The organism is Adhaeribacter soli, assembly GCF_008727925.1.
GTDB lineage: Bacteria > Bacteroidota > Bacteroidia > Cytophagales > Hymenobacteraceae > Adhaeribacter_A > Adhaeribacter_A soli.
In genome coordinates, this window is record NZ_VTWT01000001.1 from 415,474 (window position 1) to 434,460 (window position 18,987).

Consider the following 18,987-nt stretch of genomic DNA (forward strand, 5'->3'; position numbering starts at 1 on the left):
CTATGAATAATTAAGTGCAATAGAAAATGAGGGTTTATTGATGTTAATTTCATAAAACAAAAAGTGGAAATTGTTAGCTTCCGGAAGTGCCGGCTTAAATGAATTACCAGCCGGAAAATAAATTTCAAATGAAATTTAAGGATGCGGGCATAAAAAAATCCCGGACGTTTGCTCCGGGATTTTTTTATGCATTATCGTACTATTTCAAACCAGCCTTTGTATTGCCTGCCATCCGGAAGTTTCAGGTAATAGTAATAGGTGCCGTCGGACAGATCTTTACCGGACCACTTGTTTTTGTAATCTTTTGTGCTGTAAACTTCTTTTCCCCAGCGGTTGAAAACCCTTAACTCATTTCCCGGATAAAGGTGAATATTTTCAACGGTGAAGAAATCATTTTTATCGTCGTTGTTAGGGGTTACGATGTTGTAAACCACAATATCATTTACAAAATTTACACAGTTTATATTGGACCAGGAAGTGAAACCACTGGTACCAATCGCCCTGATTCGGTAGCATTGCTTAAAGCCTTCACCGGCAATGTTTCTCAGGGTGAAAAGCGAATCTGAAGCTGGTGCGGTAGTTATCTTTTCGAACGTTCCGTTATCGGCCTTTCCATAGATCTCGTAAGCGCTTACGCCGTTTTGGCCCCAGCCCCGGTAAGTATTCCAGGTAAGCGTTGCCGTTTTACTTTTTTCATCAGCCTTGGCAATAAGCTTTATTGTATTGTGGTTAACCGAAGCACGTACCTGGGTTCCGCACTCGTTTTCACTTTCCAGTTTGTATTCATATATTTTTGAACTGGTTTCTAGTCCGGAATCGGTGTAAGATTGCTGGTTATTTGGTACCGAAGCTATTTTCCGGTATGGGTTTGTTGTGCCAGCTTCCCGGCGGAAGATTTCAACCGATTTGGTATTTACCCCGTTGCCGGTAAACGATAAGTTTAATTCAATATCCTTGTCATTAGTAGCTGTAGTAGATACAAAAACAAGTTTCGGTACAGAAACATCGAAATAAGCCTGAAGGGTAAACCGGTTGCCAATACAGTTGCCGGCCGAAGTTTCGGTTACTTCAATTTGCTTGTTTCTGGTATCATCGAAGTCGACAAAAATGGTGTTGGTGCCATTGCCCGAGGTTATCGTGCCGCCGCTTACCTGCCAGGCATATGTAGATCCGGGAAGTCCGCTTACGGAATATTGGTGGCTGTTCCGGTTGTTCTGACAAATAATAGTGGGGCCGTTTATTACCAGATTGCCGGGTAGGGGAGTTGCCGTTATGCTTTTAGAAATTAAGCGGCCCGGGCAACCGAAGCTGTTCGTTTCCACTACCGTCAGGGTATAGGTTCCGGCAGCCGGCAGATCGATTTTTACTTCGTTATCGGTATCGTTTAATACGCTTCCATTAAAGTTCCAGGCGTAAGTTGATCCGTTTCCTCCGGCCAGGGTGTAGGTATTTTGTTGAGAAAAGGCACATGCGCTTGCCGGTCCGGCAATAGAAAGAACAGTGTCCGGGGACGGATTAATGGTTACATAAAGGGTGTCGGAAACGCCGAAGCAATAAGCCAGGTTAGTAGTGCTGGTTTCGGTAACAATCAGCTTTCCGGTACCAGGTGCGTGCCAGTTTACCGTTACGCCGGTAGAGGAAGGATTAGGAGAGGTAATGGTTCCGCCAAAAGCCTGGTAGGTATAAAAAGAACCATTGGTAACGATCGGGGTCTGGTACCGGATATTCTTTGCTTCATAAAAACAAAGCTGCCGCGGCCCGACTGGTTTCTGGGTAATAAGCAACTGATTTATGATCACATCGAAAATAAGGGTATCGGAAGAGCAACCAAAACTATTTAAGGCGTAAGTTTTTACTTTACCGGTTCCGGTAGGGCCCCAGTTCACGGTAATGGCAGGTGTTCCCTGGCCGGAGGCAATTGTACCTCCTTCCACGATCCATTGGTAGGCCGTTAAACGGGGATTTTTTATATGATAATCCACTCCTAAAACCCCGGGGCAAACGGATGGGCTGCCGGCGATGCTGTCCATAACCGGTTTGGGGTTCACCCTGATAATTACCGAATCGGCTACCGAACAGCTGGTTGCTGTTGAAGTGGCGATTATAAATAATTTTACGTCTATCGGACTGGGGCCAAAGTTAGTTCCGGTAAAAATTGGGGTAGCCGTATTGGTGCCGGATAATCCGGCATTAGGAGCCCAGGAGTAAGTGTAGCCGGGAATAGCTGGCGTACCAATCTGAACTGATTTTCCGCCGCAAATGGTTTTATCCGGACCGGCATCTACGGTTACTGCCGGGTTTACAGTTACTTTAACCGAATCGGTAGTAGTACAACCGAAAAAAGTAGAAGTAACGGTATATGTTCGGGTAATTGGCACTGGCGTTAGGTTGGTTAGTCTTACCATTGGGTTGGCTATACCCGGATCAGACAAGCCAACTGAAGGGGTCCAATTATAGGTATAACCGGCGGTGACTGTTGTGCCTAAGCGGATGCTGTCTCCCGAGCAAAGCGTTACATCGTTTCCGGCGTTGGAAACTGGCAGCGGATTAACCAGAATATTTACCGTGTCGGCACTGGTACAACCTTGCGGATTTGTTACAGTCAGAACATAGGTAGCAGTAATCGGAATGTTGGAAGTATTGGTTAAAGTAAGGGTTGGGTTGGCTATAATGGCACTGGTTAAGCCAGCGGAAGGTATCCAGGAATAAGTATTACCTGCTACCGGGTTAGCGCCAAGAGTAACAGGCTGGCCGGAACAAACCACCTTATTAGTACCTGCTTCTGCTTTAGGCAACGGATTAACGGTTACGGTAACCGTATCCCTGTAAAAACAGCCGAAATATGTAACAGTTAAGATATAATCCCGGGTAATTGGGGTAGAGGTATTATTAACCAGCGTTAGGGTAGGATTTGATAGGGATGGGTCTGAAAGACCTATTGCTGGCGCCCAGCTATACGTATAGCCATTTGTTGCAGAGGTGCCTAAAACGGCACTTCCACCCGAACAGATTGAAACGTCGGCTCCGGCTTCCGGTGTTGCAGTCGGCTGCACAATTACAGTATAAGTAGAGGTAGAACTGCAGCCATGTTGATTGGTAGTGGTAAGGGTATAAACCTGCGTGATGGGTGAATTAGTGTGATTCTGCAAAATGAAAATCGGATTTGAAACAGTAGAGCTGGATAAACCGATTGCCGGGGACCAGCTGTATATTTCTCCGGGCACTGATGGATAACCAATTCCAACTGGATGTTTATTAGCGTTACATAGTGCTACTATAACATTCCCTTTTGGGTTTTGACTTGGATTGACTACTACCGTTACCTGGTCAGTACTTGTGCAGCCAGACCTGGTTGATGTTAACGTATAGGTTTGGCTAATTGGATTGGTGGTATTGTTTATTATGGTAACAATTGGGCTTGAAATATTAGCATTGGAAAGTCCGGTTGCAGGCGTCCAGGAATAGGTATGTCCAGGATCCGGGGATTTCCCGATTGAAGTAAGCTGGCCGGCGCAAACAGCTTTATCAGGACCGGCATCCGATATAGTTGCCGGATTTACGCTAACTGTGACATTATGAGATCTAAAACAACCAGATGCGTTCGTAACACCTACAGAAAATTGGTGAGTTTCTACAAAATTTGTATTATTTGTTATAGAAATAGTAGGATTAGGAATATTTGGGTTAGATAATGCAGTTGCTGGAGTCCAAGGTGAAGAAATAATCCATGAATACGTAAATGTTGAATCAGCCTGTGGGCCGATGGTTAAGGGTACACCCGAGCAGGTAACCGGGGAAAGCCAATTTCCGCCTGCTGTAAATGGCAGCGAATTAACGGTTACGGTTACCTGATCGGTAGTGCTGCAGCCATTAAAAAATGTGGTAAGCGTGTAAGAACGGGTATAAGCAGGGCTTTGAAAATTAGATTCCGTAAAAACCGGATTGGCAAAGTTGGGGTTCGATAAACCGGTGGCCGGCGACCATAAATAGGAGTAACCCGGAGTAGGACTCGCTCCCAGCTGAATATTACCGCCGGCACAAATTGCCACATCCGGTCCGGCATTTGCTATGGGTACAGGCCGGGGAGTAAAAACAACCGAATCTGTAGAAGAACAACCAGGCACATTGGTAACTCTCACGGAATACGTTCCCGGATTGGTAACGGTAATGCTTTGAGTGGTTTGTCCGGTGTTCCAGAGATAGGTGGCGGAAGGGCTTGCAGTTAAGGTTACCGGGCTTCCGGCGCAAACACTCTGATTGCCGGTTATCTGTACCTTTGCAATGGCATCCCTTGAAACCGGAATATATTCACTGCGGTAAACTTCACCTGTTTTTTCAAAAGTAAGGGTATTGAAATTTAAAATGGTGCCAGTTGATTGCCAGGTAGTAATAGCATTATGTTGCCGTTTGTAAAATACAAGAGAATCGGTGGAGCAGGTAACGGTTGCAGGCTTGTAATGCACGGAATAACCGCTGCTTGCGGAAGAAGGAAAAACGCCGAAATAGCTGTTTATTCCGGAAGGGTTTGGAATGCCGGTTGTAGAATTTGGGGCGCTGTTTACCCGGTAGATATGTATGCCGGTAAGATTTCCGCTCATATTCTTTACCAGTAAGGTGTCGCTGTTAAGGCCCGGGAGTTTCAGGGTGGTATTGGTCCAGGAAGCAGGGTAAATGTACGTGCTGGCATCGCCGATCGGAGCGCCGGAAGTACGCCATGGTGAACTTGAAAAACTGGTTAAATTACCGGAAATATTTAAGGAAGATTGATCGGTGGCGGTATTACCAGAACCTTCATCAAGTTTATAATACCCTACCAGCCCGGGCATATTGGGGGGGAGTTTCCGGCACATATTTTCCCTGATTTCCTGGGCTGTGCGAGCGGTATTCCAGAGCCGGACTTCATCGATTTCGCCATTGAAAAAATGATCGTTTACCAATTCATAATTCCCGATAGAAAGTGTTGCAGTATTACTTAAATCAGCAGAGATAACTGAGAAAGATGCACTATTTTCAAGAATACCATCAATCCAGATTTCCCAATGGGAAGAATTGTAAATTCCGGCTACATGGTGCCAGTTCCCATCGTTTACAGGAGTGGCAGATAAGCCTGAAGCTTTATATAAGTTATTCCCATCGCGGCCATATAAACCTGCTTTTCCACCGGAAATTAATAACTGAAAGCCATGGTCTGCAGGATTATTATATTTCGTGCAGATCATTTGTAATTTTGAATCAGTGGTTTTAATCCAGGCTTCCACTGTAAGTTTATTGGTAATATTCCGGTTATGGGTTCCCAGGTTTATATAACTGCTGAACCCGTTAAATTGAAGCGATTTTCCGGAGCCTGTTTGAGATTGAGAAAATAAGTCTGAAAATGGAAAAGTAAAAAAAAGTAGGAGCGTGAAAAAGTTCTTCATTATACCTTGTTGGATAAATAACAAAGGTAAAGAAAGTTTTTAAAGATCGGCTAAGGCTTTTAAAGCAAGTTCATCACTTTTTCCTTCGGTTTCGGTACCGATGGTAGCGTTGTAGTAGGCGGCTTTTTTGTATACTTCCGGCCGCTGCATTTTGTATTCCTGAAGCGCCTTAAACAGCGTATCTGAATTGGCAGCGTACAAAATCAAGCCTTGTTTTACATAGCCATAATAATCGAAGGTAAAATTGCTTTCGCCGAAGCGGTAATAAATGCCGGGAATGTTAAGTAGAGCTGCTTCCAAATGAATAGAAGAATCGGCGGCAATAATTACATCCTGGTTTTTCAGGAATTCGAATACGGTTTCGGTTTTTGGATCGGAAACGGTAGCGTTCCGGCCTAATTCATTTACAAAAGTAAAGTCACGCGTATCGCCGGGGTGGGACCGGAACGTGAAATGAAGCTCCGGAAAATGGCGGGTGAGGCTGGTTAGGGTTTCCTTTAACCCTTCGTAATGATCGAGGGTGTTTCCGGCAATGCCGATGTTTTCGGCCTTTGGTTTAAAGTTGCGGTATTGCAGGAATTTATCTGCTTTCGGCATGCCAATGAATTTTACTTCCCCGGAAATAGGGCCGCATTGTTTGTATTTGTTTAGCGCATCCTGCCCTTCGAGCAAACTTAAACTGAATTCCAGCGGCGGGAAGGCCGTGCTCACGCTGGCGTGCTGAATGTAGATGGTCGGGATGTTGAGGGTATCGGCGGCCAGGAGCATGGCCCGGGAATCGTCGTTGTGATCGTTGGCGAAAACTACGGCTTTGGGGCGGTACTTTTTCAGGTGTTTTAAGTACTGTTCGTAAAAACCGATTGAAATAAAAATAAGATCGAAAAACCGGAGTGCCTTGCGGCCATGTATTTTATACAAACCAATGAAAACCGGGAAGAAAAGCCAGAGGGTATGAAACAACTTCCACCGCAGGCTCAGCCGGTTTACCTGTTGGTTGTAGCGACCGATCTGCTTGTTTTGGCCGGCTACAAATACCGTTTCCGGGAGGTTTTCTTTCAGGAATTGCAGGGCATCGTAATTGTTCTGACTGACCACATATAGCCAGATTTTCCCGTGAAGGTCTTCGTTTTTTGGGGCTGCGCTGAAAAGATTTGATAGCAATCTGCCCCCGGTATACAAAGCCACCTTCAGAAAACGACGGAAAAAATTGTTGGGGGAAATTTTGTTCAGGGCATCCGCTGGTAAGGCCGAAAAGATAGGCTGAAACCGGATATGCAAAATATTGGCATAGCGCTGCACCGTTTTCTGAAACATAACTTATAAATTCTCCCAGGTAAGCGGCGTGCCGGCCTTCAGGTTTTGTTTAGCAGTTTTACTCAGCACCTTTTCCCAGAATTTTGGAGCCAACCCATCGCCCGGACGAATTATCCGGAGGTTTTCGGCAGTAAGCTTTTCGCCGGCGGCAATGTCTTTAGCAATGTAAATGGAACGCTTAAAAATGCGGCTTTTTTCTTCGGCTTTCTGCACGCAATACTGTACCGTTCCCATGGCCTGCCAGGCTCTTTCCGTTTCGGTAACCAGGGCTTGCAGTTCGGCCTGTTCCAGCGAGAAAGCAGAATCTACGCCGCCGTCGGCCCGGTTTAAGGTAAAATGTTTTTCTATAACGCAGGCGCCTAACGCCACTGCCGCAACCGATACCCCAATGCCCATGGTATGATCCGAAAGACCGACCGGGCAGTTATAAAGCGTTTGCATGTGCGGAATAGTGTTCAGGTTGGTGTTTTCGGGCGTGGCCGGATAGGTGCTTGTGCATTTGAGCAGCACCAGATTCTTGCAGCCATTATCGCGCAACACCTGCACCGATTCGGCAATGTCGGCCAGCGACGATACCCCGGTAGACATGATCACGGGTTTGCCGGTAGCAGCTACTTTTTTCAGCAAAGGCCAGTCGGTATTTTCGAAAGAGGCAATCTTGTAAAGCGGTACTTCCAATTCTTCCAGAAAGTCTACGGCAGTTTCGTCAAAGGGCGAACTAAAGGCGATAATGCCTTTGGCCCGGGCATGTTCGAAGATCGGTTTATGCCATTCCCAGGGCGTATAGGCTTCTTTATACAGATCGTAAAGTTCCCGGCCATTCCATAACGAATTTTCATCGGTAATGGTGAAAGCGCCTTTCAGCGTCATGGTATCGGCGGTGTAAGTTTGCAGTTTAATGGCATGGGCGCCGGCGGCGGCGGCGGCATCTACAATGGCCAATGCCCGTTCAAGCGACTGGTTGTGGTTGCCCGACATTTCCGCGATGATAAACGGTTTCTGTCCCTGGCCAATGGTATGGTTTCCGATCTGGAAAGTATTCATAAGGTTGCTTTTTACCTGTAAAAGGTTTACCGGCCCGAAGGTAAGGATTTAGAAAGAAATTTGATAAAAGTACCAGGGATTGAAATAAACCTTCCTTTTTAAAGCTACTTCTGATTTAAAAGTTCCCAGATAAAAGCGTACATGTTTGCTTTTTCGTTAACCCCGGAATACATGGTGTTTGCCCCCTGGTGCCCGGCCTTTTTTTCGGTCCGGAGCAGGATCGGGTTTTTCTGGGCCGGTCGGTTCTGCAACCGGGCGGCAAATTTATAGGAATGCAGCGGCACTACCCGGTCGTCATTATCGGAAGTCATGATCAGCATTGCCGGATAATTTACTTCTTCCTGGATGTTGTGGTAAGGGGAGTATTTATACAGCCTCCGGAATTCGGAGCTATCGCTGGCGGTTCCGTATTCATCGGCCCAGAACCGACCGGCCGTAAACTTTTCGAACCGGATCATATCCAGAGGCGCTACCACCGGCACTACCGCTTTAAATAAAGCTGGCCGCTGGATAGCTGCTGCAGCCACCACCAAACCTCCGTTCGAAGCTCCGGTAGCCGCCAGTTTAGAAGAACTGGTATAACCTGCATTAATCAAATGTTCGGCAGAGGAAATAAAATCGTTAAAAGAAGTTTGTTTATTTCGACCCCGGCCCTTTATTGCCCATTCTACTCCTAAATCGCCGCCGCCCCGGATGTTGGCGAAGGCAAAAACGCCGCCTTGTTTTACGAAGTAAACAATGGCCGGATCGAAGGACGGCGTTTCCAGGGCGCCAAAGCCCCCGTAAGCAGAAAGAATGGTGGGGTTATTGCCGTTGAGTGCCAGACCTTTTTTGTGAACCAGCAGCATCGGGATATTTACGCCGTCTTTGGCAGGAGCTTCTATCTGTTTAACTTCCAGATCGTCGATCGTATAATTTACCCGGGTTTGATCAGTTACTTTAAGTTTGTAGGTGTTTACGTTGAAGCTATAAACCAAAGGAGGGAAAAGGTACGAAGTCAGGTGGAAGAGGAATTCTTCATCATCTGCATTTCCACTGAAACCATCTACCGAAGTTCCGAGTGGAAGCTCCAGGTTATACAAAATATCGCCTTTGTAATTGAAAACTGAAACCAATGGGCGCTGGTTGGCCTGGTAAGTAGCAATTATCTTATCTTTCAGGGGAATTACATCTTCTAAAACCGCCTTCGAAAATTTAGGCGCGATGCTTCGCCATTTTAACGGATTGGCCGGGTCTATTTCCAGGATACTACCATCCTTATCTTTTTGAGCAGCCAATGCAATCAGTTTTCCCTCGTGGCTGTCCAGGATCTGAACGCCGTACCGCAGGTTGGTTAGCAGCGGTTTGAGGGCTGGTTGTTCCGCCTCGTAATCGAGGTAGAAAATATTGATTTTGCCGCCTTCTTCGTTTATTTCCTTAATTATCAGGAATCTTTCGTCGGAAGTTACATTAAACCGGAAATTCAGTTTAGGGTTGTTTCTTTCAAAGATCAGCTGATCGTCTTTCTGTTCGGTGCCGATTTTATGGTAGTAGATCTTTTGACCAAGCGTTTGGCTTAAATTGTCGGCCTGGGGGAAGGAGGAGTAAAAGAAGCCATCGTTTTTCCAGGCAATATTGGAAAACTTAATCCCTTTCAGGTGATCCTTTTTAAAGGCGCCGTTCTTTAGGGATACTACTTTAATTTCCGTCCAATCTGAGCCGTTCAGATTAAATTGAAGTGCCAGGTATTCGGAATTTTTTGAAACCGCGTAATTTCTGATGGTTATTTTATTCCGGGTATCGGTATCCATCACATTCGGGTCTACCAGAAGTCTTGGTTCTACCTGAAAGGATTCTTTGTAGTAAAGTGCCGGGGTGCCATGGGTACTGTTGTAGGCCATGGTAAAGTAATATTTACCGTGCTTTTTGGGATGATCGAAGCGGGCAAAGGAATACTTATCGATCAGCAGGAAGGTATTATGTTTGGTTTGCCACTTGTTTAAGAGGGGAAGCGCAATTTCGTTTTGGGCATTAACCCAGTTATTAACCTTCGGGCTGTTAAAGTTCTCCAGCCATTGGTAATCGTCGGTAACGGCAAATTTGTTGAAGTAGGTATCTTTTACGGGAGCCTTTTCCGTTACCGGATATGGAATGGTTTGGGAATGAGCAGCTGAAATGGATAAAATTATGCAGAGACTATAAGTAAGATTCTTAAGCATTAGAAAGTTAAAAATACCGGATCGTAACCGGAAAGCTTGTTTTAATAGAATTCAAAAGGCAAAGATAAACCTTTTGTTCTATGTTTTTAAAGCTTTGTTAAGAACTTATAAGCTTTCAATTTTGCATCGATCCCCAAATTTTTAAACCCGGCTTTTTCAAAGGCCCGTACCGAAGCCACATTCTCCGGCTGTACGTAGCCAATGGCTTCGGTAATTTCAGGGAAATACTTTTTCAGCTCCGGCAAACCAACCTGGAGCACCCGGTGGCCAAGCCCTTTCCCCCGGAATTCCGCCCCGATCTGGTAGCTTATCAGGGCAATGTCTTCCTTTAAGTCGAAGCGGAGCAGGGCGGCCGGTTTATGCTGGATTTCTGCCAGCAGGAGCAGAGCCTGGGGGTTAGTTAATTTGCCGGAAAGCCATTTCAGGTGCGTTTCGTAGGGGATTGGCTCTGCGTTAAAGGAAAATTTTCTTGCCTCCGGATCGTTGGCCCATTCGAAAAGCAGTTCGGCATCTTCAGTTTTAACTTTCCGGAACCGGAGGCCGGCCTGTAAAGCCAACCCGGAAAACAGATTTTGAAGGTTGGTTTCGGCCTGTCCGTTAAAGATTTCCTGTTGCTTCCGGATTAGTGTTTTAGCCAAGTGTTTGCTTCCGGAACCGGTTAAAACTTCATGGATTTTTTCAGCCGGTAAGGCCAGGTTTTCGGTAATCAAATAGCGGTAAAGGTCTGCCTGGTTCTCGGCGGTTTTTTCGACGAAAAGCATACCATTTACCGCACAATACTCATAAGCCACCGAGCTTGCCGAACAAAGCGCTACTGCGCATTCGGCCATTAATTCCGCCATGGCTTCGGCGTCCAGGTTTTTACGCCAGAAGGCATACGGATTTCCGGAAATAAATTTCTGAAGCGATTCGGAATTCTGGTATGCGCTGCCGGTTACAATTTCAAGCCTTAATTCAGGCTTAATTTCATGCAGTTTTTGGGCGTATTTTAAAGTGTAATTTTCCGGATCGGCACCGCCAAAACAAAGAAGCATTTTCGGTTCTTTTCTGCCTGGTTTTACCAACGTTTTTTGCGCTTCGCGAAAAGGCTTGCGAAGCAGGGCGTATGCCGGACCCAGGCACAGTTTGGTGTACGGCGCCACAGAATAGGCTTCCTTCTTCAAACCACCGGCAATATTGATAATCGCATCAGCTACAAAATAGCGGTCGTGCAGGTCGTCGAGGCAAACCAGGATGTTACCTTTAGCTTTTAATATTTGCTGGTACCCGGTTGAGAATTGGTACCCATCCAGCACAATAATTTCCTGACCGGAAAAGGAATTGCTTATCGTTTCGGCTTCCGCTAAAAGTTGGTTTTCGTTTTCGGTAGCTGCCAGTTTTTCTATCGGTTTACATACCGATTGGAGCTGATTTAGCAAGGCTTCCGAAGGTTGCTGAATCGCGAAGGTACATTCAAAATCGGCCTGTAATAATTCGGCCAGAGCCAGGGACCGGATTACGTGGCCTAAACCGATTTTACTGTTGCCGTCGGCGCGGAAAAAAAGGCGGGGTTTGGCCATAATCCAATGCTGCTGAACTTAGGGTTGAAGGTGCTAAAAATTCCGGGCAGACACAAGAAGTATCTTGTTAAATTCAGGACGGAACAGCCGGGTTGCCCTTAGCTGGTTAATTTTTTCTGTTCTATCTGCGCATTAATAGCCACTAATTCCGGATGCTGGTCGAGCAGTGTAATTATTTCCCGGCCGGTAAGCTTATCCGCCTGGTAATCTTCGATTAAAGCTTGCAGCAACTCAAAATCTTCCGGCGTATCTAACGTAATGCGGTAGTTGCTCTTATCTTCTGAATGAAGGTAATGGTAGAATTGAATGTCGCCGGTCCGGTTCTGATGGATGTAAGGCGTTACGTGCTCGAGATCTTCCGGACGGGTAGCCTCAAAAAAGGCGCGCTCCAGCAATGCATAAGAGAATATCTCGAAATCGAAACCCCGCGGAAAAGTGCGTTCAAGGGCGTTGGATAAATAGAGGGATGGGTTCCTGGTTTTTAAATAGATTTCGATACCATTTTTAACCAGTTCCGGCGCAATTAAGGGGCAATCGGAGGTTACCCGTACTACAATATCGAGTTCGTTTTCTTTGGCACAGCCATAGTACCGGCTCAGCACGTTTTGCTCATCGCCCCGATAGTAGGCTATGTCCTGCGCTTTGCAGAATTCAATTACCGGATCGTCGGAGGCATTGGTAGTGGTGGCTATATAAACGGGAAAGCCAGATTGTTTGAGGCGCTCCAAGTGGTAATGCAAAACGGACTTGCCCCCAATTGCTTTCAGCACTTTTCCCGGCAGGCGCGTGCTGGTCATCCGGGCCTGCGAAATAATACCGACTTTCAAATCCCGGTCCGGAAATTTTAAATTATTCACCCTGATATTCTTTTACTTTAATTGCTGCCGATGTGTCCTGAAAGATTTTTGCTTAACTAGCTTTTGCTTTGAACGAATGAGATCACTTTTTCTATTACATATTCCTGTTCTTCAACGGTCAGGCTAGGGTACATGGGCAGGCTCAGGCACATTTCGTAATAGGCTTCGGCCAGTGGAAAATCATCTTTCCGGAAACCAAGGTCCTGGTAGTAAGGCATTAAATGAACCGGAATGTAATGCACCTGGGCAAAGATATTTTTGGTGCGGAGGTAATCGTAAAGTTCCTTCCGGTTCTCCACCTGAATTACATAAAGATGATACGCATGAATCTGGTTTGCTGAGGAATTCTGTACGTATGCCGCCGGGTTCAGGATCTTTACGTTCTCCAGGTTTTTAAAGGCCAGGTCGTAGCGTTCGGCAATTTCCTGCCGGCGCTGTAAACCTTCATCCGCGCGGGTAAGTTGCGAAATGCCCAAAGCGGTAAGCATATCCGGCATCCGGTAATTGTAGCCTAGTTCCTGCATTTCCATGTACCAGCCGCCGTGGTTTTCGCGCATTTTGGCGGGGTCGCGGGTAATGCCATGGGTGCGAAGCAGCAACAGCTTTTCGTAAAGGGCAGGATCGTTGGTGGTGATCATGCCGCCTTCGCCGGTAGCAATATGTTTTACCGGGTGGAAGGAAAAGATGGCCAGATCGGCATACACGCCGTTGCCGCATTTCTGTTTGTTGCCGTTGGAGTCAGTAAAGTATCCGCCGGGAGCGTGGCAGGCATCTTCAATGATCCATAAACCATATTCATCTGCCAGGTTACGGAAGGCTTCCAGGTTTACCGGCATGCCGGCAAAATCGACGGGAATAAGGCCGGTGTAATATCCTTTTGGCTGACTTTCCAATTTCTGGCGTACCTTTTCAATATCGAGCAAACCGGTTTCCGGATCGATGTCGGCAAATTCTACCTCGCCGCCGCAATAGCGCACGCAATTGGCCGAAGCCGCAAACGTAATGGGGGTAGTAATAACGCGGGAATTTTCGTTTACCTCCAGGGCGAGCGCGCAAAGATGCAGGGCTGCCGTTCCGTTGGCAACGGCTACGGCATATTTCGCCCCGACATAGGCGGCAAACTTCTCCTCGAACTCCGCTACTTTCGGGCCCTGGGTCAGAAAATCCGATTGCAGCGTTTCCACCACCGCATTTATATCTTCCTGGGTAATGTGCTGCCGGCCGTAGGGAATGGGTTTCATCTTTAATAGTGATTAGTGAATAATGATTAGTGATTAGTAAGGGAATTAATGATTTGTGATTTTTCGGGTTAATAAATTACTTCCTGGAGTTGGGAATTTTTTAAAAAATTAACTAATCACTAATCATTATTCACTAATCACTAAACTGTAAAGTTCGGGTCTACGTGGAGGCGGATCTGTTCGCGGATCTGCTCTGGGGTAAGCCAGTCGTGGTTGGTGCCGGAGTTGTATTTAAAACCGGGTTCCACCATTTTACCTTTAAAGGCTTCCATGTATTCTTCTGCTGTCCATTTATTAGGCATTTGCGGAACAATTACATAATACTTATCCAGTTCAATCGTGCTTAAAGAATCGGTTTCGGTGATCATTTCTTCGTGCAGTTTTTCGCCCGGACGGATTCCTACAATTTCCTGGTCGCAGTTCGGGCCAATGGCCGTGGCAACATCGGTGATTTTGTAGGAAGGGATTTTAGGTACAAAGATCTCGCCACCCCAGGCATGTTCCAGGGCATATAATACCAGATCAACGCCTTCTTCCAGCGAAATATTGAAGCGGGTCATATCGGGGTGTGTGATCGGAAGCACGCCATCTTTCCGCTTATTTAAAAAGAAGGGAACTACGGATCCCCTTGATCCGATCACGTTCCCGTAACGCACCACCGAGAATTTCAAGGTGCGTGAACCTTTCATATTATTGGCAGCAACAAAAAGCTTGTCTGAACAAAGCTTGGTGGCACCGTACAGATTTATGGGGGCTGCAGCCTTATCGGTAGAAAGGGCCACTACTTCGGATACCCCACAATCCAAAGCGGCATTGATCACATTTTCGGCGCCGAAGATATTGGTCTTGATGCACTCCATCGGGTTATATTCGGCCGCAGGCACCTGCTTTAAAGCAGCAGCATGCACTATTATATCAATGCCTTCGCAGGCCCGGCGCATCCGCTCGGCATCGCGCACGTCGCCAATAAAATACCGGATCGCCTTGTACTTTTGGTGCGGGAAAATCTGGGCCATCTCAAACTGCTTCAGTTCGTCGCGGGAATAAATAACCAGGCGCTTAATATCCGGATATAGCTGTAAGATGGTTTCTACAAACTTTTTACCAAAGGAGCCGGTACCGCCGGTTACTAATATAGATTTATGATTGAGATCTAAATTCATGTTTAAATAATAAGGAAACGGCAGATCTGAACCTGTTCGTTGAGCTGGTTTTTTTGAATAATCTGCTTAGCTTTAAAAGATGGCAAGTTAATAAAAACTCTTAGAAAGGAATAGAGCCGGAATTTTAAAACCCTAAATTTACTGCCTCGAAATCAGTCCAAGGGTAAAGCCAATGCCACTAAAAAAGTTTGTTTTCAGTTTTCTGTCCGGAATAAATTATTTTCACCGGAATGCTTCCATCTTTCATCACCCGGAAAAACAGGTGTTGCTTCCTGCTGAATTTATAGATTTTAATAGTACCGAACAGGCTTTTTTAGAACGGTGTGCAGCCTCATTTAATTATGATTCGGATTTTTCCCGAGGGTACCGGCAGAAAGAGGTATCGCTTACCAGGCTCGCTGATGTTTCTTTACTGGCAAATTCCGGTGGCCTAGTGCTGCATAATACTTTTCCGGATAAACTCGTTACGGAGTCGGTTTTCGATCTGCGTCGGATGGCTAATTCGCCGGGCTGGCGCATGCCGGCTTTTATGCTTGCGAAGCGGAAGAAAGGAGTTTATACTTCCATCTTTCATTTACCCTGGGCGGCTACGAGCAATTACCACTGGTTTTTTGATTGTCTTCCGCGGCTTTATGCCTTGCTGCAGACCGTTAAAGAGCCCATTACACTGGTAATGCCGGAATTTGTGCCGCTTTTTCAGCAGGAAACCTTAGCGTTCTTATTGCACGATTTTTCGAATTTCAAGCTGGCTACTATCAGGAAGCACGAGAAATGGCGCTGCGAAACGTTTTATTTCCCTTCGTTCGTAGCCGATCATTACAGCGGATATTTGCCTCAACCCATTGGTCAGTTCCTGCGGGAAAAGTTGTGGGAAGGGTACAAAACCGAAGAGAAAGTGCCGCAGCGGAAGATCTTCATCAGTCGGAGCAAAGCAACAAAACGCAGGATTACAAATGAGGCTGATCTATTGCCAATATTGGAAAAGCTTGGTTTTGAAGTAGTTTTTCCGGAATACCTGACCTACCGCGACCAGGTGCTTCTGTTTTATGAAAGCCGGAATATTGTTGCTCCCCATGGTGCCGGTTTAACCAATATTTTTTTCTCGCAAAAAGCTACCGTTCTGGAGCTTCACCCACAGGATATTATGAAATCGCACTACTTTATGCTTTGCAAGGGTTTGGGCTTCGATTACCATTACCTGCTGGGAAGTGAGGCTGATTCTAAGCTGGATTTTACAGTTCCGGTGGAGGAATTTGAACAGAAGCTGGTAGAGATGCTGGAAAGTAATTAAGGTGCCTATAAGCAATTAACTAAAACCAAAAACGGTAGCTTTTCTCTCTGAAAAGCTACCGTTTTTATTTCGTCCGGATCAGGTCGGCCAGTTTCCCGGTAAGAGCTTTGCGTGAATAATGTTGGTAATTGATATTCGGCAGATCGAGATTATAGTTTACTTTCCAGTTGCGGCTCAGGGTATCGAGGTGGTCGAGCATGAGGTCGTAGGCGCTATAATGGAAAACCCGGCCTGCCCCGCATTCATCTATAATGCGGTCTGCGTCGGAACCCACCGGGCCAATGCAGATGATCTGTTTATTCGAAGCCAGATATTCAAACAGTTTACCCGGTAAAATGCAGAAGTTATTTTCTACGTCCGGAATAGCCATAAGCAAAGCCGTTGACCGCATCAGGTACTGAATAGATTCCACGTGCGGCACAAACGGCACGTATTCGACCAGATGCACCAGGTTGGCGTCTTCCACCTGTTTTTGCACTTCCGCCGAGACTTTGCCTACGAACCGGAGACTGAATTTAATTTCCGGATAGCGGCGGGCGTTTTCGGCAAAGGCCTGCAGAAAGGCTACAATGTTATAGGTGTCGGTAATGGTACCGGTATAGGTCAGGCAGAAGCGGTCGTTGGGCGGCTCGGAAGGGAACTGGAAATCTGCTTCGTCGAAACCGTTGGGCAGCACCATTATTTTATCCGAATCGATATTTACCGGTTTATTCAGGAACAGGCGTTTGGTGTCGGCGCTGGTTACCAGCAGGGCATCGGCTTTCTGAATTACTTCCCGTTCGTACTTTTCATCCAGCTTTTTAGCTAAAAAAGTATGGTTTAGATCCTTGTAATAATAAATATCCGTCCAAGGGTCGCGTAGGTCGGCGATCCAGCGTAAGCCGTATTTTTTCTGCAGTTCCAGGCCAATTAACTGGGTGGAGTGGGGCGGGGAAGAAGTAATAACGGCATCGAATTTTTCGGTTTCAAGGAGTTCGGCGCATTTTTTAAGGGCGTGCTTGTTCCAGCCAACCCTGGCATCGGGAATAAACAGGTTACCCCGCAAAAACTTAAACAATTTCTGCACCAGGCCGGTTTTTTTCTCGTTCGCAAAACCGCCGTAAGGAATCTCTTTTTTGCCCGTCAGTTTTTTATAATACTCGAAGGGTTCGCTGGTAGCGGTGCGGAAAACGCGCACATTCTCAGGAACTTCCGCCAGTAAAGAATTGTCGAATAAAGGATAGGCCCCTTCGTGTTCGCTAACGGTTACCACGGTAGGCTCTACGTTGAATTCAGGCAGGTGTTTTACAAATTTGAGGCAGCGCTGCACGCCCGCCCCACCCGAAGGCGGCCAGTAATACGTAATAAACAGTACCTTAAGCAAGGGCTGCTGATTTGTTTTTCCCGGAGGAAAAGTATTCTTATCTGTCGGAAAATTCTGTAGCATATTTGGAACGAATATACGTACCGATTTTTAAAAAAGGGCAGCACTTTCCCGATTAAATGCTTATTTTTGTTCTTTAAACTGAAACAAACGATGTTCGATAATTTAAGTACCAAGCTAGACCGTGCTTTTAAAACCCTGAAAGGCCAGGGCAGCATTACCGAGATTAACGTTGCCCAGACCATTAAGGAAGTGCGCCGCGCGCTCGTAGATGCCGACGTAAACTATAAAGTAGCCAAAACGGTAACCGATAAGATCAAGGACGAGGCCATGGGCCGCGACGTACTGATCGCGGTTTCGCCGGGCCAGTTAATGGTGAAGATCGTGCACGAAGAGCTGACCGAACTGATGGGCGGCGAAAAACAGGATATCAATATAAAAGGCGATCCGGCCATTATTTTAATTGCCGGTCTGCAGGGTTCCGGTAAAACCACCTTTACGGGTAAACTGGCCAACTTCCTGAAAAAGCAGAACCGCCAGGTATTGGTTGCTGCCTGCGACGTGTACCGTCCGGCGGCGATCGACCAGCTGAAAGTGCTGGCCGGCCAGGTAGGCGTAGATGTATATTCGAACCTGGAAGAAAAGAACCCGGTTAAAATTGCCCAGGAAGCCATTGCGCACGCCAAGCAAACCGGTAAAAAAGTTGTGATCATCGATACCGCCGGTCGTCTGGCCGTGGACGAAGCGATGATGAACGAAATTGCCGAGATCAAACGCGCCATTAACCCAACCGAAACCCTTTTCGTGGTTGATTCCATGACGGGCCAGGATGCGGTAAATACTGCCAAAACCTTCAACGAACGCATTAACTTCGACGGGGTAGTACTGACCAAATTAGATGGTGACTCCCGCGGTGGAGCTGCTTTATCTATTAGAGCCGTTGTGGAGAAACCGATCAAGTTTATTTCGACCGGTGAGAAAATGGAAGCCCTTGACCTGTTCTATCCTGACCGGATGGCCCAGCGTATTCTGGGTATGGGTGACGTGATCTCCTTAGTAGAACGGGCTCAGCAAACGTTCGACGAAGAAGAAGCTCGTCGCATTAACCAGAAGATCCGCAAAAACCAGTTCAACTTCGACGACTTCCTGTCTCAGCTGGAGCAGATCAAGAAAATGGGTGATATCAAAGACCTGGTAAGCATGATCCCGGGTGTAGGTAAAGCCATGAAAGACGTGGAGATCGATGAAAATGCTTTCAAACCGATCGAAGCCATTATCAAATCCATGACCAAAGACGAGCGTGCCAACCCGGATATTATCAGCGGCAGCCGTCGCCGGAGAATTGCCCAGGGTTCGGGAACCAGCATTCAGCAGGTAAACAACCTGATGAAGCAGTTCAACGACATGCGGAAAATGATGCGTTCGATGAACAAATTTGCCGGCAAACCGGGCGCCTTGGCGAAGCTGAAAGGCATGGCCGGAGGACGATAATTCTTGATTTGAAAATTTGAAGATTTGGAAATTTGAAAATGAATTTCCT

At 46.5% G+C, this 18,987-nt stretch carries 11 protein-coding genes; 2 read left to right on the top strand and 9 right to left on the bottom strand.

Annotated features, from left to right (window positions below; all coding sequences use genetic code 11):
- Window positions 1-191 precede the first annotated feature (191 nt).
- From F0P94_RS01615 to pseB, 8 genes are all read right to left on the bottom strand, one after another.
- Window positions 192-5,417 (bottom strand): LamG-like jellyroll fold domain-containing protein, encoded by a 5,226-nt coding sequence (locus F0P94_RS01615; protein WP_150901952.1) that lies wholly within the window; start codon window positions 5,415-5,417, stop codon window positions 192-194.
- A 39-nt stretch (window positions 5,418-5,456) separates the two neighbouring features.
- A complete protein-coding gene (locus F0P94_RS01620; RefSeq protein ID WP_225307087.1) occupies window positions 5,457-6,731 on the bottom strand; it encodes a hypothetical protein in 1,275 nt (424 codons plus the stop codon).
- Window positions 6,732-6,734: 3 nt separating this feature from the next.
- Window positions 6,735-7,775 carry a pseudaminic acid synthase gene (pseI, locus tag F0P94_RS01625; protein WP_150901953.1) on the bottom strand — a complete coding sequence of 347 codons (1,041 nt, stop codon included), beginning with the start codon at window positions 7,773-7,775 and terminating at the stop codon, window positions 6,735-6,737.
- A 104-nt stretch (window positions 7,776-7,879) separates the two neighbouring features.
- Complete coding sequence (locus F0P94_RS01630; protein WP_150901954.1) at window positions 7,880-9,973, bottom strand: prolyl oligopeptidase family serine peptidase; 2,094 nt, start codon at window positions 9,971-9,973, stop codon at window positions 7,880-7,882.
- A gap of 86 nt (window positions 9,974-10,059) precedes the next feature.
- On the bottom strand, window positions 10,060-11,532 hold the full coding sequence (gene pseG, locus F0P94_RS01635; protein WP_150901955.1) for a UDP-2,4-diacetamido-2,4,6-trideoxy-beta-L-altropyranose hydrolase: 1,473 nt from the start codon (window positions 11,530-11,532) through the stop codon (window positions 10,060-10,062).
- 98 nt (window positions 11,533-11,630) lie between these two features.
- Window positions 11,631-12,389 carry a glycosyltransferase family protein gene (locus F0P94_RS01640; RefSeq protein ID WP_225307088.1) on the bottom strand — a complete coding sequence of 253 codons (759 nt, stop codon included), beginning with the start codon at window positions 12,387-12,389 and terminating at the stop codon, window positions 11,631-11,633.
- Window positions 12,390-12,445: 56 nt separating this feature from the next.
- Window positions 12,446-13,630: a UDP-4-amino-4,6-dideoxy-N-acetyl-beta-L-altrosamine transaminase gene (pseC, locus tag F0P94_RS01645; RefSeq protein WP_150901956.1), complete on the bottom strand. Its 1,185-nt coding sequence runs from the start codon at window positions 13,628-13,630 to the stop codon at window positions 12,446-12,448.
- 140 nt (window positions 13,631-13,770) lie between these two features.
- The gene (pseB, locus tag F0P94_RS01650; RefSeq protein WP_150901957.1) at window positions 13,771-14,793 is read right to left on the bottom strand and encodes a UDP-N-acetylglucosamine 4,6-dehydratase (inverting); all 1,023 of its coding nucleotides are present in this window, start codon (window positions 14,791-14,793) and stop codon (window positions 13,771-13,773) included.
- Window positions 14,794-14,965: 172 nt separating this feature from the next.
- Here pseB and F0P94_RS01655 point away from each other — a divergent pair, with 172 nt between their 5' ends.
- Window positions 14,966-16,084: a glycosyltransferase family 61 protein gene (locus F0P94_RS01655; RefSeq protein WP_150901958.1), complete on the top strand. Its 1,119-nt coding sequence runs from the start codon at window positions 14,966-14,968 to the stop codon at window positions 16,082-16,084.
- 64 nt (window positions 16,085-16,148) lie between these two features.
- Here the strand turns inward: F0P94_RS01655 and F0P94_RS01660 are convergent, their stop codons facing one another.
- Window positions 16,149-17,447 carry a glycosyltransferase family 4 protein gene (locus F0P94_RS01660; protein WP_225307089.1) on the bottom strand — a complete coding sequence of 433 codons (1,299 nt, stop codon included), beginning with the start codon at window positions 17,445-17,447 and terminating at the stop codon, window positions 16,149-16,151.
- A 153-nt stretch (window positions 17,448-17,600) separates the two neighbouring features.
- On the opposite strand from F0P94_RS01660, the gene ffh reads away from it, so the two are divergent.
- Entirely contained in the window at window positions 17,601-18,938 is a 1,338-nt protein-coding gene (gene ffh, locus F0P94_RS01665) for a signal recognition particle protein (RefSeq protein ID WP_150901960.1), read from the top strand.
- Window positions 18,939-18,987: the final 49 nt, after the last annotated feature.